Below are 21,749 nucleotides of genomic sequence, written 5' to 3'. Positions count from 1 at the left end.
TCACAGGTCCCACGACCGCACAGGTCCCGGGACCGCACAGGTCTCCGTACCGCCCGTGCCGGAACCGCGATACACCGTCGCGGGCGGTCCCCTCCCTCGTTAGGGTCAATCACGTGGCCACCTGTCCCCCGTACCCGACGCATCCCAGCGGCCCCGCCCCCCTGGGCGGCCCGCCGCGACACTCCCACTGGTGGCAGAAACGGTGGGTGCGGTACGGCGCTCTGGCCGCCCTGCTGGCGCTGTCCGGGCTCGTCATCCTCGCCCTCGTGCGGCGGCAGACCGGCACCGAGGGCTTCCTCGTCGGGCTCGCTCTGGCCGTACTGCCGGTGCCGCTGCTGACAGCCGCCTTCCGCTGGCTGGACCGGGTCGATCCGGGGCCCTGGCGCAACATGGTGTTCGCGTTCGCCTGGGGCGCCTGCGCGGCGGCGCTCATCGCCATCGTCGCCAACAGCTTCGCCACCAAGTGGATCGCCACGGCGACCGCCGATCCGGCCGGGGCCGACACCCTCGGCGCCACCGTGATAGCCCCGATCGTGGAGGAGTCCGCGAAGGCCGCCGCCGTGCTGCTGGTCTTCCTCTTCCGCAGACGCGACTTCACCGGCATCGTCGACGGGGTGGTGATAGCCGGGGTGACCGCGACCGGCTTCGCGTTCACCGAGAACATCCTCTACCTCGGCACCGCCTTCGGCGCCGACCAGATGACCGGTGGCCGGGGCATCGCCTCCGTCACCGCCGCCACCTTCTTCGTGCGCGTGGTGATGTCGCCCTTCGCGCACCCGTTGTTCACCGTCTTCACCGGCATCGGCTTCGGCATCGCCGCGTCCCTGTCCGCCGAACGCCACCGGATGCGCCGCCTCCTGCTGCCGCCGGCCGGACTGCTGCTGGCGATGGGCATGCACGCCTTCTGGAACAGCTCCTCGACCTTCGGCGAGTACGGCTTCTTCGCGGTGTACGGCGCCTTCATGCTGCCCGCCCTCGGACTGCTCACCTGGCTGGTCGTCTGGACCCGCCAGCGCGAGCTGCGCACCGTCCGCGAGGAGCTGCCGGCCTACGCGGCCGCCGGGTGGCTGACCCCGGCGGAACCCTTCGCCCTCGGGTCCATGCGGGCCCGCCGGGTGGCCCGGGAGTACGCCGCCCGGCACCTCGGCAAGCCCGCGGCCCGCACCGTCGCCCGGTACGAGGCGTGCGCGACCTCGCTGGCGTTCCTGCGCCGCCGGGGCCGCCTCGGCCGGGTCGGCCCTGACTTCGTCGCCCGCGAGCAGCAGCTGCTGCACGAGATGTGGCGCGGGCGCGAGGTGGCGCAGCCCGCGCTCGACCACGCGGCCCGGATGACCGCGCCGCCGGTCCGGGTCGTCGCCCCGCCGTGGCCGGTGTACGGCGTGTACGGCCAGTCCCAGCGCTACGGCGCGCCGCACCCCCAGGGCCCCGGCTTCGGCCCGCGCCCTCAGACCGCCGGCCCCGGATCGTTCGGTCACGGGTATCCCCCGGGCGGCCCCGGAGCGCCCGGGCGGGCGCATCCCGGAGCGCAGGGGACCGGGCCGCACGGGTCGTACGGTTCCCCCGGCGCGCCGACGACGCCGTACCCCGCGTACAACCCGTACCGGACGCAGCCCTAGAGCCCTCGCGCGGTCCTGGCGCCCCGCCGCTACGAGGAGCGGCGCCGGGCGGCCGGGCGGCTCAGGCGGAGGCCTCGGTCAGCCTGCCGATCTCGTCGTCCGTGAGCCGCAGCCCGGCGACGGCGAGCAGGGGCGGCAGCTGTTCCACGGTCCGCGCCGAGGCGATCGGGGCGACCACCGTGGGCTGCGCCGCGAGCCAGGCCAGGGCCACCGTGGCGACCTCGGCGTCATGGGCGCGGGCGACCTCGTCCAGGGCGGCGAGGACCTTCTGGCCGCGCTCGGTGGCCAGGTGCTTGGCGGCGCCCTGGGCCCGCGCGCTGTCCACCGTCGCGCCCGGCCGGTACTTGCCGGTCAGGAAGCCGGAGGCCAGCGCGTAGTACGGCACCGCGGCCAGGCCGGCCCGCTCGGCGAGGTCCTGCAGTTCGCCCTCGTAGGTGTCGCGGGAGACGAGGTTGTAGTGCGGCTGGAGCGCGACGTAGCGGGCCAGGCCCTCGCGCTCGGAGAACTCCAGGGACGCCTTCAGGCGCTCGGCGGAGATGTTGGAGGCGCCGATCTGCCGCACCTTGCCCGCCTTCACCAGCTCGTCCAGGGCGCCGATGATCTCCTCGACGGGCACTTCGGGCTGGTCGAAGTGGGTGTAGTACAGGTCGATGTAGTCGGTGCCGAGGCGCTTGAGGGAGGCGTCGGCCGCGGCCCTGATGTTGGCGGCGGACAGGCCCTTGAAGTCGGGGTGCTGGCTGACCTTGGTGGCGACGACGATGTCGGAGCGGTTGCCGCGTTCCTTGATCCACTTGCCGATGATCGTCTCGGACTCGCCGCCGTGGTTGCCCTCGATCCACGCGGAGTAGGAGTCGGCGGTGTCGACGAAGTTGCCGCCGGCCGCCGTGTAGGCGTCGAGCACGGCGAAGGACTGGGTCTGGTCGGCCGTCCAGCCGAAGACGTTGCCGCCGAGGGCGAGCGGGAAGACCTCGAGGCCGGACTGGCCGAGCTTGCGGAGAGAAGTCATGTACGACATCAACGGCCACGGCGGAACGGCCCGTTCCGTGCCTCGCCGGGCCGGGACGCAAAGATCGCGCGAACAGAGCCCGGCACCACCGCCGTCCGAGGTCGGCTCAGGGGTTGAGGCCCTTGCCGTTCAACCAGGCCATCGGGTCGATGCCGGTGGCCTGCCCGCCCGGGTGGACCTCCAGGTGCAGATGCGGGCCAGTGACGTTGCCGGTGGCGCCGACCCGGCCGATGACCTCGCCAGTGCTCACCTTCTGGCCGGCCGAGACGCTGATCGAGGACTGGTGGCAGAACCACAGCTCGGTGCCGTCGTCGAGGGTGAGGATCGTGCGGTAGCCGTAGGCGCCGGCCCAGCCGGCCTCGGTGATGGTGCCGCTGTGGACGGCCTTGATCAGGGTGCCGGTGGGCGCGGCGAAGTCGAGGCCGGTGTGGTGGCCGGAGGACCACATGGAACCGGCCTGGCCGAAGGTGGAGGTGATCGTGTAGGACGAGGTCGGCAGCGTGTACTGCTTGGCCAGCTCGGCCAGCCGCGCCTCCTCGGCCTTGCGCTCGGCCTCCTCCTCCGCCTTCTTCTTCTCGGCGGCGGCCTTGGCCTCAGCCTCCTCCTTGGCCTTGGCGGCTTCGGCCTGCGCCTTCTTCACGGCGGCGGCCTCGGTGGCCTCCCGGGCCTTCGCCTCGACCTGCGCCTGCTGCTGCTCGGCCTGCGCCATGATCCGGTTGCGCAGCGCCTCGCCCGCGTCGGTGGTGCTCCGCCCGGCCTGGGTCCGCACGGAGGCGGCCTCGGCCACGTCGCTGAGCGCCGTCGCCGAGCCCTCGGGGGCCGCGGTGACCTCGCCGGAGTCGTCGAAGAGCGAGCCGACCGAGGGCAGGTGGTCCACGGCGGGCAGGTCGGGCAGGGAGATGGAGACCGGCGGCTTGCCGGTGTTGGCGCTGGCCATGCCGCCCGCGCCGACGGCGGCGATCACACCGACGCCGAGGACGGTGGAGCTGCGCGCGAGCCCGCCGCCGCGCTGCTTGGCGACGCGATGCCGGCCGCGTACGGGACGGAGGGATTCCTCGGTGGGGTTCCACTCCTCCCAGGGGCCCTCGTCGGGACGCCGCTCGCCGTAACCGAAGGACTCGGTGCGCTGGCTCGGCATGAACGGGGCTTCGGAGGCTGGCCGGTTGGACGCCACGCGGGCGTGCTCCTTTCCTTCCGCGTCGCCTACCGGGTTAGCTGACGGGTTCGGAGCGGGAAGGTCTCCTACGCGCGTCGACCGGCCATGACGGCACGGCGGACGACGTGCGATTCACCCCAAGGTGGTGGTTCCCCGGTTCCCTCGCGGGATTCGGCGCGTGCGCGCACGGAGCCGCCTCTTGTGACGGCTGGGACGACCGCGCTGCGTTATCGAACGTTAATAGACGCGGGGGTTTGATTCCAAGCCGCCCGTCTTGATCGTTAAACCTTTTTGGCCAAGACATAACACCCACGGGGGTCGCAAGTCGGGCGAGTTGATCAAGGATCAGGCCATGCACGTAGCCCCGCTCACCACTGTCGGCGCTCGGCGCGATGTGATGGTGTGTCAGTTGTTATGCGGAGGGGGACCATCCGCTCACGTGCGGTGACAGCACCGAGGGGGAGGTGAGGTGCCGTGTGGTGTGGTGCCGGGACGCGCGTGCGGCATGAGGTGTGGCGCGCGAGACGCGCACGACCCGGGCAGGCGCGGAAAACACTCAGGGCCGGAATCCTGTGATCGGATTCCGGCCCTGAGTCTTCAGTAGCGGGGACAGGATTTGAACCTGCGACCTCTGGGTTATGAGCCCAGCGAGCTACCGAGCTGCTCCACCCCGCGTCGGTGAAACCAGTGTATCCCATGTTCGGGACTGGTTGCACACACGTTCACCGGCGCCCCGTCTCCAGGTGCCGGTTCGGCTCCCGGGCCGCCGCCTCGAACTCCGGCAGGACGACGACCTCCACCCCGGCCGCCGCCAGGATGCCGGCCCCGTCGGCCGCCTCGACGAACGTGTCCGGCTCCCGCCAGGCCGTGACCACGCGCCGCACGTCGGCGTCCAGAATCAGCCGGGCGCACGGGCGCGGCCGGGAGGCGCGTCGGGCGCACGGTTCCAGGCTGCTGTACACCGTGGCCCCCGGGAGCCGGGGGTCCGCCGGATCGATCTTGGCCAGCGCCGCCTCCTCCGCGTGCACGACGGGATCGCCGGCCTCCCGCGAGTGGCCCCGCGCCAGCTCGGTGCCGTCGGCGGCGACGACCACCGCACCCACGCTGAACGCCGTCGCCGAGGGCGGGCACAGCAGCGCCAGCTCGCAGGCGATCCGCAGCCAGTGCCGGTCCGCGGGCACGGTCCGGCCGCCCGGGCCGGGCGCCGTGGGCTCGTACCGCATGAGCACCACGTCCTCGACGGCCCGGGTCTCCACCAGCCGCAGGCGCCCGCGCTGGTACGCCCCCGGCCCGAACAGCCGGGGCGCGGCGGGGTCACCCACGAACAGCGGGGCCAGCACGAGCTGCACCTCGTCGGCGAGCTGCCGCTGAAGCAGTTGCGTGTGGATCGTGCCACCGCCCTCGACCATGAGCCGGCGCACGCCGAACACGTCGTGCAGGTGCTCCAGCAGGCGGCGCCAGTCCAGCTCGGGACCGAGCGGAACGATGTGGACGGGGCCGGTCTCCGCGGCACCGGGCTGTGCGGGGGGCGGCGGGGCGACGGCGGGCATGGGGGACGGCTGGTCAGCAGGCGGGGAGGACGGCCGGTCGGCGGGCGCGGTGGCCGGGGCGAGGCCCGTGCGGCGCAGGCGTTCGGCGCCCGCGTCGGTCGTGTAGACGGCCTTGGCGCCGCCCGTGTGCCAGAAGCGCGCCCGGGGGTCCAGCTCGCCGGAGGCGCTGACCGTGACCTTCAGCGGGTACTCGGGCTGCCCGGCGGCGACCCGGGCGCCGCGCCGCTCGGGCGAGTTGACCAGCAGCCGCGGGTTGTCGGCGCGCAGGGTGCCGGCGCCGACGAGGATCGCGTCCACGGACGCCCGTACCTCGTCCACCCGGTCGAAGTCGGCGGGGCCGGACAGCAGGAGGCGGTCGGGGCCGGTGTCGTCCAGGTAGCCGTCGAGGGAGACGGCGGCGGACAGCAGGACGTACGGGAGGGGCATCGACGCATTCTCCAGGAGCCGGGACGGGGGGCGGGCGAGGTGAGGGGGACCGGGCCGGACGGCCGGGCGGGCGGACGGGGCGCGTGGTCCCAGTCTGGCGGAGCCGTCCGCCGCACGCGGCCACCCGCACCCGTGCGCGCCGGCCCTGCCCACAGAGCTACGGATCTACGGAATGCCGAGTTCGAAGAGGGCGTACCCCGCATACGAGCCGGAGGCCAGCGCCGCGATGCCGAGCAGCGTGTACAGGACGGCAGGTCGGAGCCGGCGCAGGGCGAGGGCGAGCGGGAGGAACAGCGGGAAGGCGGGGAGCAGATAGCGCGAGACGTTGCCGAAGATCTGCTGGCTGCCCAGGACCAGCGCCATGGTCAGGACCGTGTAGACGACCAGGGCGGCCGGTGGCCGCAGCCGGATCAGCAGCACGAGCAGGGCGACCGCCAGCAGCACCACCGCGACGCCGATCAGGTCCTCGAACGGGTACGCGAAGACGTAGTCGTAGTGGCCCACCGGCAACGAGGTGAGCACGTGCAGCGTGTGCTTGCCGTAGTCGAAGGAGTGGGCCCATGCCCCGCTCTGGAGCTTGAAGTAGCCGCCGTAGTCGCCCATGCGGTGGCCCACCCAGGCGAGGTAGCCGGCCAGGCCGAGCGGGGCGACGAGCAGCGCGGCCAGCGGGCGCCCACCGTCCTCGCGCCGGTACAGCGCGAGCAGGGCGGCCACGGCGAGAGCGGCGATCAGCGCGGCGGCGGTGGGACGGTTGAGTCCGGCGAGGAGGGTCAGGACGCCGGCGGTGAGCCAGCGGCGGGTGAGGACGGCGTGGCAGGCCCAGACGGCGAGGGCGACGTAGAGCGAGTCGGAGTAGACCGCCCACTCCGCGCCGGAGCCGGGCCACACGGCCCACAGCCCGGCCGCGGCGAGCCCGGCCCGCCGGCCGCCGAACCGCTCGGTGAGCGTGTGGATCCCCAGGGCTGCGGCGAACGACGCGACGATCGAGACCAGCATCCCGGCGCCGTACGTGCCCAGGCCGGTGACCTCGCAGACCAGCCGTATCAGGGCCGGGTAGAGCGGGAAGAACGCCGCCGAGTTCTCCCGGACGGTGATCAGGCCGGTCGCGCCGGGGATCGCCTCCAGCACGGGGTGGTAGCCGTGCGCGGCGATCTGCTGGTACCACCAGCCGTCCCAGGTGGCCAGGACGTCCCAGGGGTGGGCGCCGCCGCCGAAGCGGACGGGCTTGGCGCGGTAGTCGCCGGCGGAGTCGAGCAGGTGGAGGAAGACCAGGAACCCGGCCAGCTTCAGGGTGCCGTAGACGGCCAGGACGGGGCCGTGGCGGCGGGCGGCGTGGAGCAGGGACGCGCGCAGGGGCGCGCCCGGGGGCGGGGCAGGGGTGTGCCCGGGCGCGCCGGCGGCCGTGGACGCGCCCGGGGTGACGTACGGGCGTGGGTGGCCGCCGGTGCTCTGCCGGACGTGCCCGGCGCTCGCGATGTGCCCGGCGTTCTCGATGTGCTCCCGGTTCATGAGGCCGCGGCTCCCGTGTGGCGACGGGGGGTTCCGGCGCGCGCCGCACGGGCGCGCCGGAACGGGGAACGCAGCAGCGCCACGACCAGGTCGGCGGCGAGCAGGGCGGCGAGTTCGGTGCGGTGGGCGGCGGACGGCGCGGTGTGGTGCAGGGCCGTGAGGGTGCCGCCGGTGAGCAGGAGCGCGGCCGGCAGCGTGACCCGCCGGTGCGCGGCCGGTCCGGCGAGGGCGCAGACGAGGACGGCCAGCGCGTTGGCGCTCTGCGCACCGGCGGCCGGGCGCAGCGCCGCGTACAGGAGGAGGTGCGCGAGGACGGCCAGGGCCGCGACGCCGGCGTAGCGCCGGGCGCGGGCGGCGACCGGTGCCGGCCAGGGCTCGCCGCCGTCCGGAGGCGGACCGGCCGTCGGAAGAGGGTCGGCGGCCGCGGCGAGCGCCGTGCGGGCCGGGCGGCGGGCGATCCGGGCGATGCCGCGGAGGTCGGCGAGCGCGGTGGGCAGGAGGTCCACCCGGCTGTCGGGGTCGTCCACCCAGTCCACCGGCACCTCGTGGATGCGCAGCCCGGACCGCTCGGCGAGCACCAGCAGTTCGGTGTCGAAGAACCACTCCGTGTCCCGCACCAGCGGCAGCAGTCGCCCGGCGACCTCGCGGCGCACCGCCTTGAACCCGCACTGGGCGTCGGAGAAGCCCACGCCGAGGGTGAGGCGCAGAACGGCGTTGTAGCAGCGGGAGATGACCTCCCGTTTGGCCCCGCGGACCACCCGTGCGCCGGGAGCGAGCCGGGTGCCGATCGCGAGGTCGGAGTGACCGGCGACGAGCGGGGCGACCAGCGGCAGCAGTGCCGTCAACTCGGTGGACAGGTCCACGTCCAGATAGGCCAGCACGGGAGCCTCCGACCGCGACCAGGCGGCGCGCAACGCCCGGCCGCGCCCCTTCTCGGCCAGCCGCAGCCACCGTACCTCGGGGAGTTCGCCGGCCAGCCGGGCGGCGATGCGGGGCGTGGCGTCGGTGCTGGCGTTGTCCGCGACGGTGATGCGGAACGCGTAGGGGAAGGTCTCCCGCAGGTGTGTGTGGAGCCGCCGCACGCCGGGCTCCAGATCGGTCTCCTCGTTGAACACCGGTACGACGACGTCGAGTAGGGGCGGGGCGCCGGACACGTCCCCGGCGTCGGACACGGGCCCGGCGTCCGGTAGGCACCCGGGGCGGTGCGGCGGTGTCGGTGCGGGGCAGGGCGCAGCCGGTACGGGAGGACGGGGCGGACGGCCGGTGCCCGGCGCGGCGTCGAGGCCGGTCTCTGTCACGGTGGGTCCTCTTCTGTTCAGCGGGCGGATCGGCCGGACGGCCCGGCGAGGGAGGTCTCAGTGGGGGACGTCCCTGTGCGGAAGGTCCCGACGGAGGACGGCGGCGGCTCGGTCCGGGTCGCCCCCGGGTCCGGCGGGCTCTGGGTCACCGGGCCGGTGGCGGGGAGCGAGGTCGACGGCGGCGGCGCGGTCAGGGGTTCCGAAGTGGGCCGTCCGCTCGCGGACGTGTCCGGTGCGGCGGCCGTGTCCGGCGGCGCGGGCGCCGTGGTGGGCGGGTACGACGGCGAGGTGGAGGGCGGCACCGGGGCCGAGGGCACCGACGCGGGCCGGGGGACGGCGGGCGCGCCGGGTTCTTCGTGGACGGGCCGGCCGGGCAGGAACAGCGCCACACCGAGGCCGAGTCCGGCGACCGCCAGGGCGGAGCCGACGACCCGGCGCGCCGCCCGCGCCCTGTGGCGGGCCCGGACACCGGCCCGGAGGCGGTCCCGATGCCGCGGCTCGAAGGGGGCGTGCTGCTCGCTGTCGCGCATCAGCACGACGAGCCGCTGCTCGAACTGCTCCCGCTGCGCGGCGTGCTCGAAGCGGCCTAGGTGATCCGTGCGGCCGTCCATGCGGCCGTCCATGTCGTCGTCCATGGGCGTCTTCCTCACCCCACCGGCTCGTTGACGTCGGTCAGGAGCTGCCGCAGGCGGGCCACTCCGCGCGCGGCGTGCGACCGGGCCGTGCCCACCGGGCAGCCCAGCGCCTCCGCGACCTGCCGCTCGGAGAGGTCCTGGTAGTAGCGCAGCACCACCACCGCACGCTGACGTGCGGGGAGTTGGGCCAGCGCGGCCTCGATGCGCGAGCGTTCGGCGACGGTCACGGACACATCGCCCACCGCCGGAGTCTCGGGCAGCTGCTCGACGGGACGCTCACCCCACCAGCGGCGCAGGGCCGAACGCGCGGCGGCCCGTGCCATCACCCGGCGCACATACGCCTCCGGGGCCTCGTGGGCGATCCTCGGCCACTTGAACCACAGCTTGACCAGGGACTCCTGCACGAGGTCCTCCGCCCGGTGCCGGTCGCCGCCGGTGAGCAGCCGGGCGAGATGGAGCAACGCCGACCAGCGGGCCGCCACGAACGCGTCGAACTCACCCGCCCCACCCTGCTGCATCCCGCCGCCCCCGCTCTCTCCGATCGCCTGCACTCAGGGGAAGGCGGTGGGGCGCGCGGTTCTATGCGCTCAGGGGGTGTGACCCCCCTCACCTTCCGCTGTCCGGTGAGGGATCCGGCCCCGTGCGCCGCCGACCCGGGCAGCGGCCCCGCCCGCCCTCTCCCCGCGCCCGGGGAAGGTCCCGCCGGTCCTGCTCGATACGGACCCGAACGGCCCGCCCGGGCACTGGCTTCCGGCACGGCCTCGCCGTGCGGCGACCGGTGAGGCGGCACCGTCACTCCTGGGCGGGAAGGCCGGGATGCGCGGCGGGGAAGGCCAGGCAGGCGATCGCCGCCCGAAGCGGCGTCCACAGCCACGGCCCGATCCGGGCAGAGGCCGTCCCTGGAGACGACGGAACCCCCGCCGGCCCAGGCCGACAGGGGTTCCGACCCCGAGGGGTCCGGTAGGCCCTGTGGGACTCGAACCCACAACCAATGGATTAAAAGTCCACTGCTCTGCCAATTGAGCTAAGGGCCCAGGCGGTGTTGCCTCCCCGAGCATAGCCGTAGGAGGCCGCGTCGCCGATCGGGTATCGGGGAGCCGGGCGGAAGTGTGGCACACGGGTGGTGCTCGCCGGGACGCGGAAGGGCCCGTACGAGTGGTGTCGTACGGGCCCTTCCGGTGTCACCTCAGCAGGTGTCAGCCGTTGCGCTTCCAGCGGGGCTTGTCCTCGCGGCGGCCGAACGAGCCGCCGCCGCGGTGGTCGTCACGACGGCCGTAGGGGCGGTCGTGGCCGGCGGAGCGGAAGCCCGGGCGGTCGCCCTGGCGGTCGCGGTTGAACGGGCGGTCGCTGCCGCGGTGGCCGCCGCGCTCGTCGCGCCGCGCCGGACGGTCGTCGCGGCGGAAGCCGCCACGGTCGTCCCGGCGGTCGTCCCGGCGCTCGAAGGAACGCGGCGCGCGGTCGCGGTCGAAGCCACGGTCACCACGGTCGTTGCGGTCCCGGTTGAAACCGCCCCGGTCGTCCCGGCGCTCGAAGGAGCGGCCGCCACGGTCGTTGCGGTCACCACGGTCGTCGCGGCGGAAGCCGCCACGGTCGCCACCGCGGTCGAAGCCACGGTCACCACGGTCGTTGCGGTCCCGGTTGAAACCGCCCCGGTCGTCCCGGCGCTCGAAGGAACGCGGCGCGCGGTCGCGGTCGAAGCCACGGTCACCGCGGTCGTTGCGGTCCCGGTTGAAACCGCCCCGGTCGTCCCGGCGGTCGTAGGAACGCGGCGCGCGGTCGCGGTCGAAGCCACGGTCACCGCGGTCGTTGCGGTCCCGGTTGAAACCGCCCCGGTCGTCCCGGCGCTCACGACGCTCGTACGACGACGGAGCCGTCGTACGCTCCTCGCGCTCGGCCCGCTCGGCGCGGTCGACGTCCTGCGCCGCCGGCTGCTCCGGCACCGTCACCTCGGCGGTCCGCTCGGCCGCGGCCTGCGCCTCGGCCACCGCGGCCTCCGGGTCCTCGCCGCGCTCGCGGGCGACCCGGGCGACCAGGCGGTCGGCCTCCTCGCGCAGCTCGGTCGCGCGGCGCTGCGCCCGCTCCAGCTGCTTGGCGAGGTGGGCCACCTCGCGCTCGGCCTGCTGCGCGGCGTTGCCCGCGGACTCGGCCTGGACCTCGGTCATCGACCGGGCACCGGTGATCTCGGCGACCTCCGGGTCGAAGGCCGCGCCGCCCTGGATGATGTGGCGCGAGGCGTCGACGCCCGCGTCCTCCATCAGGCGGAAGATCTGGCGGCGCTGGTGCGGCAGGGACAGCGAGACGACCGTGCCGGTGCGGCCGGCGCGGGCCGTGCGGCCGGCCCGGTGCAGGTAGTCCTTGTGGTCGCCGGCCGGGTCGACGTTCAGCACGAGGTCGATGCCGTCGACGTGGATGCCGCGCGCGGCGACGTCGGTGGCGACCAGGACGTTGACGTAACCGTCCTTGAAGTCGGCCAGGGTGCGGGTGCGGGCGCCCTGGGTCATGCCGCCGTGCAGCGCGTCGGCCTTCACACCGGCGTCGCGCAGCTGCTCGGCGACGCGGTCGGCGCCGAGCTGGGTGCGGACGAAGATGATGGTGCGGCCCTTGCGGGAGGCGATGGCCGAGGTGACCGGCGCCTTGTCCTTGGGCTTCACGATCAGGATGTGGTGCGACATGGTCGTCACCGCGCCCTGCGCCGCGTCCACCTCGTGGCTCACCGGGTCGGTGAGGTAGCGGTCGACGAGGGTCTTGATCTCGTTCTCCATGGTGGCGGAGAACAGCATCCGCTGGCCGCCGGCCGGGACCTGGTCGAGCAGCTCGGTGACCTCGGGCAGGAAGCCCAGGTCGGACATCTGGTCGGCCTCGTCGAGGACGGCGATCTTCACGTCCTCCAGCGAGCAGGCGCCGCGGTTGATGATGTCGCGCAGCCGGCCCGGGGTGGCGACGAGGATGTCGACGCCCTTCTCCAGGGCGTAGATCTGGTTGCCCATGGAGGTGCCGCCGCAGACGACCTTCATCTTCAGGCCGAGGACGTCCCCGTAGGGCTGGAGCGCGTCGGCCACCTGCATGGCCAGCTCGCGGGTCGGCGTGAGGATGACGGCGCGCGGCCGGTGCTTCTGGGTGCGGCCGCCGGCCAGCGTGGCCAGCGTCGGCAGACCGAAGGAGAGGGTCTTGCCGGAGCCGGTGCGGCCGCGGCCGAGGATGTCCTTGCCGGCCAGGGCGTCCGGGATGGTCGCGGCCTGGATCGGGAAGGGGGAGGTCACGCCGTTCTGCGCGAGCTTGCGGACGACGCCCTCGGGCAGGCCGAGGTCCGCGAACGTCAGCTCGGGGGCCTGGTCCTCGGAGGTCTCGGGGGCCTGGTCCTCGACGCGCTCGGGCGCCTCGAAGGTGTCCTGGGTCTCCAGGGCGTCCTCGGTGCTCTCGGGCACGACGACGTGATCAGTACTGGCAATGGACATGCGAATGCGAAACCTTCCGGAGTCTCGTCGGCACGCGCCCGTCAACTCCGTGTTTCGCACCACGACCGCCTCGATGCGGTCAGCCACGGCAAAGGAGAGTACGCGCCACACGGCGCGCTCTGCGTGGGCGCCGGGCAAATGGGATCAAACGATCTACCACCATACGCACTCCCCACCCCCAAAGGCAAACCCGTCGGTGAGCAGCGCCATCGGGGCAGGTCAGACGGTCGTCGCCCCGGGCCTGGGTCCCGGCCGACCCGGGTACGGCACCGGTTCGCGCCGCTCCAGCTGCGGTGCGGGGCCCTCGTGCGCCGAGGAAGAGGGCTCGGCCGGCGGCGGCTCCGTCGCGGGCGGCGGGGGCGGGGTGGAGGCCGGGGGCGGCTCCGGCGCGGCCGATGTCTGCTGCGGGGGCGGCGCCGCGTCCGTCGGCGTGGGATCGCCCGCCTTCGGCGGCTTGCCGGGCTTGCCGGGCCTGCCGGGCGCGGACGCCGACGCGCTGCCCGCCGCCGACGGCGAGGCCGCCGGCCCGGAGGGCGACGCCCCGTCCTTCCCGGCCGCCTTCCCGCCGTGCCCGTGCTCGCCGTCGCCCGGGCCGCCGGCCCGCCCCGCCCCGCCCCCGGATCCCGCCGCGTCCTCGCGGGCCGCGTCGCCGCCGCGCCCCGCGGAGTGCGACGGCCGGGCGCCCCGGCTGTCGTGGTCCGCCACGTTCACGCAGCCGGTGGCGGCGGTGAGGACGGCGGCCACGGCGGCGAGCCGGACGGGTACAGACAAGGGGCGCACGGAAGCCACCTCCGGGAGGAAGACGTCTTCGTGCCCAACTCCCCACGCCCGCAAAAGGAAACGGTCCCTCAGCGACGCCCCCGCACGGGCAGCCGGGTCGCCGGAGCCGCACCCCGCGACGAGCAGCCGGGGGTTCCCGCGTCACCCCCCGAGCGCGAGCAGCCGGGTCCACGCGTCGTCGCACCCCAGCGCGTCGAGCCGCTCCCTCAGCCGTACCCCAGCGCGTGCAGGCGCGCGTCGCCGATCCCGAAGTGGTGGGCGATCTCGTGCACCACGGTCACCTCGGTCTCCGCGACCACGTCCTCGCGCGTCTCGCACATCCGCAGCGTCGGCCCGCGGTAGATCGTGATCCGGTCGGGCAGCACGCCCGCGTACCACTCGCCGCGCTCGGTCAGCGGGGTGCCCTCGTACAGCCCGAGCAGCTCCGGGTCGTCCGCGGGCGGCTCGTCCTCGACGAACACCGCGACGTTGTCCATCAGCCGGGTCAGCTCCGGCGGGATCCGGTCCAGGGCCTCGGCCACCAGTTCCTCGAACTGCTCGCGCGTCATCTCCAGCACAAGGGCCATTGTCCGGTACGACCCCCGCCCGCACCACGGACATCCGGTCCTCCGGCCGCCTGCCGCACCCCCTCCGGTCCACCGACCGCCGGCCGTACCCCGGCCCACCGGCCCACCGGCCGCCCGCCGCGTCCCGGGCCCGCGGCCCGGAATATCCCGCCTCCGCCCTGGGCATACGCGACCAATGGCCCGCCGCGACCCCGCCGCCGACCTGAACCGCCGCCGCTCCTCCGCACGAGGGCCGCGCCACCGCATACGCAAGGCGGTGCGCGTCCCCGACACCCTGCGCAGGGCGGTACGCGCCCCCGCCGACCCCACCGTCCTCAAGCGCTCCACATGCCCCGACCGCCCCATCACCCTCTGCGCCCTCACCCCCGAGCCGCGCCCCTGGCCGCGCGCCCTCGGGCTGGTCGCCGTCGTGATCGCCGGGGCCTGGCTGGGCCTGCTGTTCGCCGGGGCCACCCGCGTGCCGGTCGGCCCCATGAACACGACGATGGCCCTGCGCCCCTCCCTCACCGGCGGCACCCGGATCAACGTCTCGCCGCTCGGCTCCCTGGAACTGCACAGCCACGCCGCCCCCGTCAGCCTGGACGTGGACGTCGACCGGCTCGACCCGGAACGCTCCCAGGCTCTGGTCGACCACCCCGAGCGGATCTCCGGCCTCCAGGACGAGGTGGTGCACGACGTCGAGCACGGCGCCCTCGACCTGGCCGTACGCTCCTGCGCCGCCGTCGTCTTCGGCGCGACCGCGCTCGGTCTGGCCGTCTACCGCCGCCCGCGCCGCGCCCTGGCGGCCGGCGGCCTGGCCCTGACCCTGCTCACCGCGTCCGGGGCGACGGCGTACGCGACCTGGAACCCGGAGTCCGTGCTGGAGCCGAAGTTCTCCGGGCTGCTCTCCTCGGCGCCCTCGCTGGTCGGCAACGCCCGCAGCATCGTCACCGAGTTCGACGTCTACCAGCAGGAACTGGCGCGCCTGGTCACCAACGTGACCAAGCTCTACGACGTCACGTCCACGCTCCCCGCCTACCAGCCGGACCCGACGACCGTCCGGGTGCTGCACGTCTCCGACATCCACCTCAACCCGGCGAGCTGGAAGATCGTCGCCTCGCTGGTGCAGCAGTACAAGGTGGACGTGATCGTGGACTCCGGCGACACGATGGACCACGGCACGGCCGCCGAGAACCCGTTCCTGGACCCGGTCGCGGACCTGGGCGCCCCCTACGTCTGGGTGCGCGGCAACCACGACTCGGCCGCCACCCAGCGGTATCTGGAGCGGATGAAGAACGTGCACGTCCTGGACGACGGCCGGGCGGTGACCGTGGCCGGGCTGCGGTTCGCGGGGATCGGCGACCCCCAGTTCACCCCCGACCGCTCCTCCCCGGTGGGCGGCGACGCCTCCGAGCAGTTGGCCGGCGCCCGGCTGGCCTCGGCCCTGCGCGACCAGCGGGCCGCGGGCACGCCCGTGGACGTGGCGATCGCCCACGAGCCGATGGCGGCCCGGGAGACGGACGGCACGGTGCCGCTGGTGCTGTGCGGCCATCTGCACCACGAGGGCACCGAGATCCTCAAGTTCGGCACCCGGCTGCGGATGGAGGGCTCCACGGGCGGCGGCGGTCTGCGCGCCCTGGAGGGCGACCACCCCGCGCCGATCGAGGCCTCGCTCCTCTACTTCGACCGGGACAGCCGCCGCCTCCAGGCCTGGGACGAGATCAGGCTCGGCGGTCTGGGGCTCACCACGGCCGAGGTCAGCCGCCACCTCCCGAAAGAGAACCTGCCCGGCGCGACCGCACCCGCCACCGCCCCCGGCTCGCCGCCCTCCTCCGCGCCCGCCTCCCCGGCCGACGCCACGCCCCCGGCCGCGTCCACCGCGCCGGCTCCGGGGGCCCGGACCGCGCCCTCCCCCGCCGGGCCGTAAACGGTTTTGGCGATACCCCCTGCCATCCCATATGCTTCTCACGTCCCCGACGCGCTGAGAAGCGCCCAGGCGGGCCGATAGCCCTCATCGTCTAGCGGCCTAGGACGCCGCCCTTTCAAGGCGGTAGCACGGGTTCGAATCCCGTTGGGGGCACGCAGTACGGTGTGCGAGACTACTCACGTTGGTTCGCACACAACCAGATGGTCCTGTGGAGCAGTTTGGAGTGCTCGCCACCCTGTCAAGGTGGAGGCCGCGGGTTCAAATCCCGTCAGGACCGCTGAGGTTTCACGTGAAACCTCGTGGCTGGGTAGCTCAGTTGGTACGAGCGATCGCCTGAAAAGCGATAGGTCGCCGGTTCGACCCCGGCCCCAGCCACAACAGCCCGCATCGGGCAGAGGCCCCTCTCCGGCATCGACGGAGAGGGGCTTTTTCGTGTGCCTACGTGCGGGCTTCTGATGCGTCCGCGTGCGGTTGCGGGGTCCGAACGAGTGACTAGCGTGAAACGTGAGAACCAGGCGAGAACCGCACAAAGAGGGGCGATCATGCCCACCACTCATAGAAGTCCCGGAAAGGGGGCCGTCGTCCTGGGGTCGGCCTTCGTCGCCGTGACCGTCGTTCTCGGCCCGGTCGGCAGCCGGCCGTCGTGGCGCCCAGCGAGACCCACGTGAGCACCACTGCGAAGGCCCCCACCACCTCTGACCGGGACTATCAGCGCGGCTTCAAGGACGGCTTCAAGAACGGTTTCCGTGACGGTCGTCACACATGCGATCACCACGGTGACCACCACGGCCACGGCGGCAGGCAGGCACCCCTCAGAAGGACTCGGACCGGGACTTACCAGCGCGGCTTCGAGGACGGTCATCAGAGCGGCTTCCGTTCCGGCCGGCACGCCTGCTGACCCGCGACCCTGGCTGTCACCCCTCACATCGGCGCATGCCGACCGGCCCGGCCCCGCGACCGGGCCGTCAAATCATTCGCGCGCAATTTCCCCGAGGTGAGATCCTGGATCGCGTATGTCTACGCATCCCGCCCCCGCCCTGGGCGCTCTCGCCTCCCGTCTGACCGAGTTGTCGCTGCGCGACGCGCACCGCCTCGGGCGCCGGCTCGAAGGCGCGCGCAAGATCCGCAAGCCGGAGGCCCGCGCCGCCGTTCTCACCGAGATCGAGGCCGAGGTCGCCAAGGCCGAGGAACGCATGGCCGCGCGGCGCTCCCGCGTGCCCGCCGTCAGCTACCCCGAACAGCTGCCGGTCAGCCAGAAGAAGGACGCGATCGCGGCGGCCATCCGTGATCACCAGGTCGTCATCGTGGCCGGTGAGACCGGGTCCGGCAAGACCACGCAGATCCCGAAGATCTGCATGGAGCTGGGCCGGGGCGTGCGGGGCATGATCGGGCACACCCAGCCCCGCCGGATCGCGGCCCGCACGGTCGCCGAGCGCGTCGCGGAAGAGCTGGACACCCCGCTCGGCGAGGCCGTCGGCTGGAAGGTGCGGTTCACCGACCAGGTCGACCCGGAGGCCACCTTCGTCAAGCTGATGACGGACGGCATCCTGCTCGCCGAGATCCAGACCGACCGCGAGCTGCGCGCCTACGACACGATCATCATCGACGAGGCCCACGAGCGGTCCCTCAACATCGACTTCCTGCTCGGCTATCTGGCGCAGCTGCTGCCCAAGCGGCCGGACCTCAAGGTCGTCATCACCTCGGCCACCATCGATCCCGAGCGGTTCTCCCGGCACTTCGGGGACGCGCCGATCATCGAGGTGAGCGGGCGGACGTATCCGGTGGAGGTGCGCTACCGGCCGCTGCTGGAGGAGGACTCCGACGACGCGGACCGGGACCAGATCACCGCGATCACCGAGGCCGTCGAGGAGCTGATGGCGGAGGGCTCCGGGGACATCCTCGTCTTCCTCTCCGGTGAGCGGGAGATCCGCGACACCGCGGACGCGCTCAACAAGAAGCAGTACCGGTTCACGGAAGTGCTGCCGCTGTACGCGCGTCTCTCGCACGCCGAGCAGCACCGCGTCTTCCAGCAGCACACCGGCCGCAGGATCGTGCTGGCCACCAACGTCGCCGAGACGTCCCTGACCGTCCCCGGCATCAAGTACGTCATCGACCCCGGCTTCGCCCGGATCTCCCGCTACAGCCACCGCACCAAGGTGCAGCGGCTGCCCATCGAGCCGATCTCGCAGGCCAGCGCCAACCAGCGCAAGGGCCGCTGCGGCCGTACCTCCGACGGCATCTGCATCCGGCTGTACTCCGAGGACGACTTCCTCGCCCGGCCGGAGTTCACCGACGCCGAGATCCTGCGCACCAACCTCGCCTCCGTGATCCTCCAGATGACGGCGGCCGGCCTCGGCGACATCGAGAAGTTCCCCTTCATCGACCCGCCGGACCACCGCAACATCCGCGACGGCGTGCAGCTGCTCCAGGAGCTGGGGGCACTCGACCCGGCGCAGAAGGACCCGCGCAAGCGGCTCACCCAGACCGGCCGCAAGCTCGCCCAGCTGCCCGTGGACCCGCGGCTGGCCCGGATGGTCCTGGAGGCCGACCGCAACGGCTGCGCCCGCGAGGTCATGGTCGTCGCCGCGGCCCTGTCCATCCAGGACCCGCGCGAACGGCCCTCCGACAAGCAGACCCAGGCCGACCAGCAGCACGCCCGCTTCCGCGACGAGACCAGCGACTTCCTCGCCTTCCTCAACCTGTGGCGCTACGTCCGCGAGCAGCAGAAGGAGCGCGGCTCGTCGTCGTTCCGGCGGATGTGCAAGCAGGAGTTCCTCAACTTCCTGCGCATCCGCGAATGGCAGGACATCTACGCCCAGCTGCGCACGGTCGCCAAGCAGATGGGCATCCACCTCAACGAGGACGACGCCCCCGCCGACCGCGTCCATGTCTCGCTGCTGGCCGGTCTGCTCTCGCACATCGGCATGAAGGACGTGAAGGAGTCCAAGGACTCCGCGCCCGGCGCCCGCAGGGACGGCGGCCGCAACGAATACCTGGGCGCCCGCAACGCCAAGTTCGCGATCTTCCCGGGCTCGGCGCTGTTCAAGAAGCCGCCGCGGTTCGTGATGTCGGCGGAGCTGGTGGAGACCTCGCGGCTGTGGGCGCGGGTCAACGCCAAGATCGAGCCCGAGTGGGTCGAACCGCTCGCGGAGCACCTGCTCAAGCGCACGTACAGCGAACCGCACTGGGAGAAGGACCAGGCCGCGGTGATGGCGTACGAGAAGGTGACGCTGTACGGCGTGCCGATCGTCGCCCAGCGGAAGGTGAACTACGGGCGGATCGACCCCGAGGTCAGCCGCGAGCTGTTCATCCGCAACGCCCTGGTGGAAGGCGACTGGCGCACGCACCACAAGTTCTTCGCCGACAACCGCAAGCTCCTCAGCGAGGTCGAGGAGCTGGAGCACCGGGCGCGCCGCCGGGACATCGTCGTGGACGACGAGACGCTGTTCGACTTCTACGACCAGCGGGTACCCGAGCACGTCGTCTCCGGGGCGCACTTCGACTCCTGGTGGAAGCGCAAGCGTCAGGAGCAGCCCGACTTCCTGGACTTCGAGCGGGAGATGCTCATCCGGGAGTCCGCGGAGGCGGTCACCAAGGCCGACTACCCCGACTCCTGGCGGCAGGGGAACCTGAAGTTCCGGGTGACGTACCAGTTCGAGCCGGGCGCGGACGCGGACGGCGTGACCGTGCACATCCCGCTCCAGGTCCTCAACCAGGTCACCGACGAGGGCTTCGACTGGCAGATCCCGGGCCTGCGCGAGGAGGTCGTCACCGAGCTGATCCGCTCGCTGCCCAAGCCGATCCGCCGCAACTACGTGCCCGCGCCGAACTTCGCCCGGCGCTTCCTGGACACCGCCGTCCCGCTCCAGGAGCCGTTGACCCTCACGATGGCGCGCGAGCTGAAGCGGATGGTCGGCGTGCCGTTCGAGGCCGAGGACTTCGACTGGTCGAAGGTCCCCGACCATCTGAAGATCACGTTCCGGATCGTCGACGAGCGGCGCCGCAAGCTGGCCGAGGACAAGGACCTCGAAGCGCTCAAACTGCGACTCAGGCCGAAGGCGCGCAAGGCGCTGTCGCAGGCCGCCGCGGCGACCGCCGAGCGCACCGGCGGCGAGTCGCTGGAGCGCACGGGGCTGACCGACTGGACGATCGGCTCCCTCACCCGGATCTTCGAGACCCGCCGGGCCGGCCAGCCGGTGAAGGCGTACCCGGCGCTGGTGGACGACGGCGACACGGTCTCCGTCCGCCTCTTCGACACCGAGGCGGAGCAGGCCGAGGCGATGTGGAAGGGCACCCGCCGGCTGATCCTGCGCAACATCCCGGTCAACCCCGCGAAGTTCGCTTCCGAGAAGCTGACGAACCAGCAGAAGCTGGCGCTGTCGGCGAATCCGCACGGCTCCATCCAGGCACTGTTCGACGACTGCGCGATGGCGGCGGCGGACCGGCTGATCGGGGAGTTCGGCGGCCCGGCGTGGGACGAGGAGTCGTACCGCAAGCTGTACGACAAGGTGCGCGCCGAGATCGTGGACCTGACCGTGCGGACCGTGGGCCAGGTGCAGCAGGTGCTGGCCGCCTGGCAGGCCTGCGAGCGTCGGCTGAAGGCCGTCCGCAGCCCCGCGCTGCTGCCGAACCTCACGGATGTGCGGGCACAGTTGGACGCCCTGGTGAAGCCCGGCTTCGTGACCGAGGCGGGGATACGCCGGCTGCCCGACCTGATGCGCTATCTGGTCGCGGCGGACCGCCGGCTCCAGCAGATGCCGACGAACGTCCAGCGCGACACCACCCGCATGGAGAAGGTCCACGAGATGCGGGACGAGTACGCCTGGCTGCTGGAGCAGCTGCCGCAGGGACGCCCGGTGCCCCAGCAGGTGCGGGACATCCGCTGGATGATCGAGGAGCTGCGGGTCAGCTACTTCGCCCATGCGCTGGGTACGGCGTACCCCGTCTCCGACAAGCGGATCGTGAAGGCGATCGACGCGGCGGCACCGTGACGGACCCGGCACAGTGAGTGAGTTCGACCAGGCGGCTCGCCTCCTGTAGAGTCTCTTCTCGCAGCGCAACGTAGAAAAAGCGCCGCAAAACCTGGTCCTGTGGAGCAGTTTGGAGTGCTCGCCACCCTGTCAAGGTGGAGGCCGCGGGTTCAAATCCCGTCAGGACCGCAGCAAGAAGGCCCGCTACCGGAAACGGCAGCGGGCCTTCGGCGTTCCTGTCCCCAGCCCCCGCAGGCCGCGCCCGCGGCGAAGCAGCGGTCGGGCACAGCACATCCCGTCAGGAACGCGACGGCGAGGACTCGCCACCCGGGACGGCAGCGGACCTTCGGCGTTCCGGCCTCCGCCTCGGGTCTGGGCCGTGGCGGCCCCCTCATGGCGTCGCCCTGCCGCCGTCGCCCTCCGCGGACCGTCCCCGCAACTTCCGTCAAGACCGCCCCCGTTGCCGCCCACGGCACTCCCGCACCCACCGGTCGGCCTCGGCCGCGGGAGGGCGCGTCCCGCGCCTTGACGGAGTCACATTCGCTCGGTACCCAGAAAGCAGGGCGCCGTTCGGGTACGGCCCCCGCTGGAGGTGGCGTATGGCGGCATCGGCCAGGCACGAGACACGGGCCCTGCTCCGCGCGCACCTCGCGGCCGCCTCGTCGTACCGCCACTTCACCTACCGCTGCCCCGTCTGCCACCACCTGCTGCGCCTCGCGCTCGACAGCGCGCCCAGAACAGCCACCGGCTCCCAGGAGGCCGCCCCCACAGCCGCCGGCGGACCTCACGGCGCTGGAGCCCCTTGAGCCGCTGGAGAGCGAGCAGCACCCCACCACGGCGTGAGACGGGCCGGGCCACCCCCGACCGGCGCACCCC

14 protein-coding genes, 6 tRNA genes and 1 riboswitch are annotated in these 21,749 nt (G+C 73.1%); of the genes, 8 read left to right on the top strand and 12 right to left on the bottom strand.

Features of this window, described 5'->3' with window-relative positions:
• Nucleotides 1-113: 113 nt before the first annotated feature.
• Nucleotides 114-1,616: a PrsW family intramembrane metalloprotease gene (locus AB0N63_RS33960; RefSeq protein WP_365535411.1), complete on the top strand. Its 1,503-nt coding sequence runs from the start codon at nucleotides 114-116 to the stop codon at nucleotides 1,614-1,616.
• A gap of 61 nt (nucleotides 1,617-1,677) precedes the next feature.
• Here the strand turns inward: AB0N63_RS33960 and AB0N63_RS33955 are convergent, their stop codons facing one another.
• The 12 genes from AB0N63_RS33955 to AB0N63_RS33900 form a co-directional block, all read right to left on the bottom strand.
• Nucleotides 1,678-2,622, bottom strand: a complete 945-nt coding sequence (locus AB0N63_RS33955; protein ID WP_365535409.1) for an aldo/keto reductase — start codon at nucleotides 2,620-2,622, stop codon at nucleotides 1,678-1,680.
• 106 nt (nucleotides 2,623-2,728) lie between these two features.
• Complete coding sequence (locus AB0N63_RS33950; protein ID WP_365535406.1) at nucleotides 2,729-3,796, bottom strand: M23 family metallopeptidase; 1,068 nt, start codon at nucleotides 3,794-3,796, stop codon at nucleotides 2,729-2,731.
• Between the two features lie 11 nt (nucleotides 3,797-3,807).
• Nucleotides 3,808-3,965, bottom strand: a riboswitch (cyclic di-AMP (ydaO/yuaA leader).
• Between the two features lie 414 nt (nucleotides 3,966-4,379).
• A tRNA-Met gene (locus AB0N63_RS33945) sits at nucleotides 4,380-4,453 on the bottom strand.
• Between the two features lie 47 nt (nucleotides 4,454-4,500).
• Nucleotides 4,501-5,754, bottom strand: a complete 1,254-nt coding sequence (locus tag AB0N63_RS33940) for a dihydrofolate reductase family protein (RefSeq protein WP_365535403.1) — start codon at nucleotides 5,752-5,754, stop codon at nucleotides 4,501-4,503.
• A gap of 165 nt (nucleotides 5,755-5,919) precedes the next feature.
• On the bottom strand, nucleotides 5,920-7,263 hold the full coding sequence (locus AB0N63_RS33935; protein ID WP_365535401.1) for a hypothetical protein: 1,344 nt from the start codon (nucleotides 7,261-7,263) through the stop codon (nucleotides 5,920-5,922).
• Complete coding sequence (locus AB0N63_RS33930) at nucleotides 7,260-8,435, bottom strand: dolichyl-phosphate beta-glucosyltransferase (protein WP_365535399.1); 1,176 nt, start codon at nucleotides 8,433-8,435, stop codon at nucleotides 7,260-7,262. Before AB0N63_RS33930 ends, AB0N63_RS33935 begins: the two co-directional genes overlap by 4 nt.
• A 143-nt stretch (nucleotides 8,436-8,578) precedes the next feature.
• Nucleotides 8,579-9,196: a hypothetical protein gene (locus AB0N63_RS33925; protein ID WP_365535397.1), complete on the bottom strand. Its 618-nt coding sequence runs from the start codon at nucleotides 9,194-9,196 to the stop codon at nucleotides 8,579-8,581.
• Nucleotides 9,197-9,207: 11 nt separating this feature from the next.
• Nucleotides 9,208-9,714 (bottom strand): SigE family RNA polymerase sigma factor, encoded by a 507-nt coding sequence (locus AB0N63_RS33920; protein ID WP_365535395.1) that lies wholly within the window; start codon nucleotides 9,712-9,714, stop codon nucleotides 9,208-9,210.
• 443 nt (nucleotides 9,715-10,157) lie between these two features.
• A tRNA-Lys gene (locus AB0N63_RS33915) sits at nucleotides 10,158-10,230 on the bottom strand.
• Between the two features lie 162 nt (nucleotides 10,231-10,392).
• On the bottom strand, nucleotides 10,393-12,651 hold the full coding sequence (locus tag AB0N63_RS33910) for a DEAD/DEAH box helicase (RefSeq protein WP_365535392.1): 2,259 nt from the start codon (nucleotides 12,649-12,651) through the stop codon (nucleotides 10,393-10,395).
• Between the two features lie 219 nt (nucleotides 12,652-12,870).
• Nucleotides 12,871-13,431: a hypothetical protein gene (locus AB0N63_RS33905; protein ID WP_365535390.1), complete on the bottom strand. Its 561-nt coding sequence runs from the start codon at nucleotides 13,429-13,431 to the stop codon at nucleotides 12,871-12,873.
• Between the two features lie 206 nt (nucleotides 13,432-13,637).
• Nucleotides 13,638-13,988, bottom strand: a complete 351-nt coding sequence (locus tag AB0N63_RS33900) for a metallopeptidase family protein (protein WP_365535387.1) — start codon at nucleotides 13,986-13,988, stop codon at nucleotides 13,638-13,640.
• 184 nt (nucleotides 13,989-14,172) lie between these two features.
• On the opposite strand from AB0N63_RS33900, the gene AB0N63_RS33895 reads away from it, so the two are divergent.
• From AB0N63_RS33895 to AB0N63_RS33865, 7 genes are all read left to right on the top strand, one after another.
• On the top strand, nucleotides 14,173-15,903 hold the full coding sequence (locus tag AB0N63_RS33895; RefSeq protein ID WP_365535384.1) for a metallophosphoesterase: 1,731 nt from the start codon (nucleotides 14,173-14,175) through the stop codon (nucleotides 15,901-15,903).
• Between the two features lie 80 nt (nucleotides 15,904-15,983).
• Nucleotides 15,984-16,056 (top strand) — tRNA-Glu (locus AB0N63_RS33890).
• Between the two features lie 49 nt (nucleotides 16,057-16,105).
• Nucleotides 16,106-16,180, top strand: a tRNA-Asp gene (locus AB0N63_RS33885).
• A gap of 24 nt (nucleotides 16,181-16,204) precedes the next feature.
• Nucleotides 16,205-16,278, top strand: a tRNA-Phe gene (locus AB0N63_RS33880).
• Nucleotides 16,279-16,916: 638 nt separating this feature from the next.
• Nucleotides 16,917-20,894 (top strand): ATP-dependent RNA helicase HrpA, encoded by a 3,978-nt coding sequence (gene hrpA, locus AB0N63_RS33875; protein WP_365535382.1) that lies wholly within the window; start codon nucleotides 16,917-16,919, stop codon nucleotides 20,892-20,894.
• 93 nt (nucleotides 20,895-20,987) lie between these two features.
• Nucleotides 20,988-21,062: transfer RNA gene (locus tag AB0N63_RS33870), tRNA-Asp, on the top strand.
• A 410-nt stretch (nucleotides 21,063-21,472) separates the two neighbouring features.
• Complete coding sequence (locus AB0N63_RS33865) at nucleotides 21,473-21,679, top strand: DUF6274 family protein (protein ID WP_365535378.1); 207 nt, start codon at nucleotides 21,473-21,475, stop codon at nucleotides 21,677-21,679.
• The last annotated feature ends 70 nt before the right edge of the window (nucleotides 21,680-21,749 follow it).

The organism is Streptomyces sp. NPDC093260 (assembly GCF_040683715.1).
In the GTDB taxonomy this organism is placed as follows: domain Bacteria; phylum Actinomycetota; class Actinomycetes; order Streptomycetales; family Streptomycetaceae; genus Streptomyces; species Streptomyces sennicomposti.
This window is presented reverse-complemented; position numbering and strand designations above follow the sequence as displayed.

Bases quoted from the DNA above. Each gene is read 5' to 3' on its own strand.
- hrpA (WP_365535382.1), top strand. From the start codon at position 16,917: ATGTCTACGCATCCCGCCCCCGCCCTGGGCGCTCTCGCCTCCCGTCTG.
- AB0N63_RS33940 (WP_365535403.1), bottom strand. From the start codon at position 5,754: ATGCCCCTCCCGTACGTCCTGCTGTCCGCCGCCGTCTCCCTCGACGGC.
- AB0N63_RS33895 (WP_365535384.1), top strand. From the start codon at position 14,173: ATGGCCCGCCGCGACCCCGCCGCCGACCTGAACCGCCGCCGCTCCTCC.
- AB0N63_RS33955 (WP_365535409.1), bottom strand. From the start codon at position 2,622: ATGACTTCTCTCCGCAAGCTCGGCCAGTCCGGCCTCGAGGTCTTCCCG.
- AB0N63_RS33865 (WP_365535378.1), top strand. From the start codon at position 21,473: ATGGCGGCATCGGCCAGGCACGAGACACGGGCCCTGCTCCGCGCGCAC.
- AB0N63_RS33920 (WP_365535395.1), bottom strand. From the start codon at position 9,714: ATGCAGCAGGGTGGGGCGGGTGAGTTCGACGCGTTCGTGGCGGCCCGC.
- AB0N63_RS33935 (WP_365535401.1), bottom strand. From the start codon at position 7,263: ATGAACCGGGAGCACATCGAGAACGCCGGGCACATCGCGAGCGCCGGG.
- AB0N63_RS33925 (WP_365535397.1), bottom strand. From the start codon at position 9,196: ATGGACGACGACATGGACGGCCGCATGGACGGCCGCACGGATCACCTA.
- AB0N63_RS33910 (WP_365535392.1), bottom strand. From the start codon at position 12,651: ATGTCCATTGCCAGTACTGATCACGTCGTCGTGCCCGAGAGCACCGAG.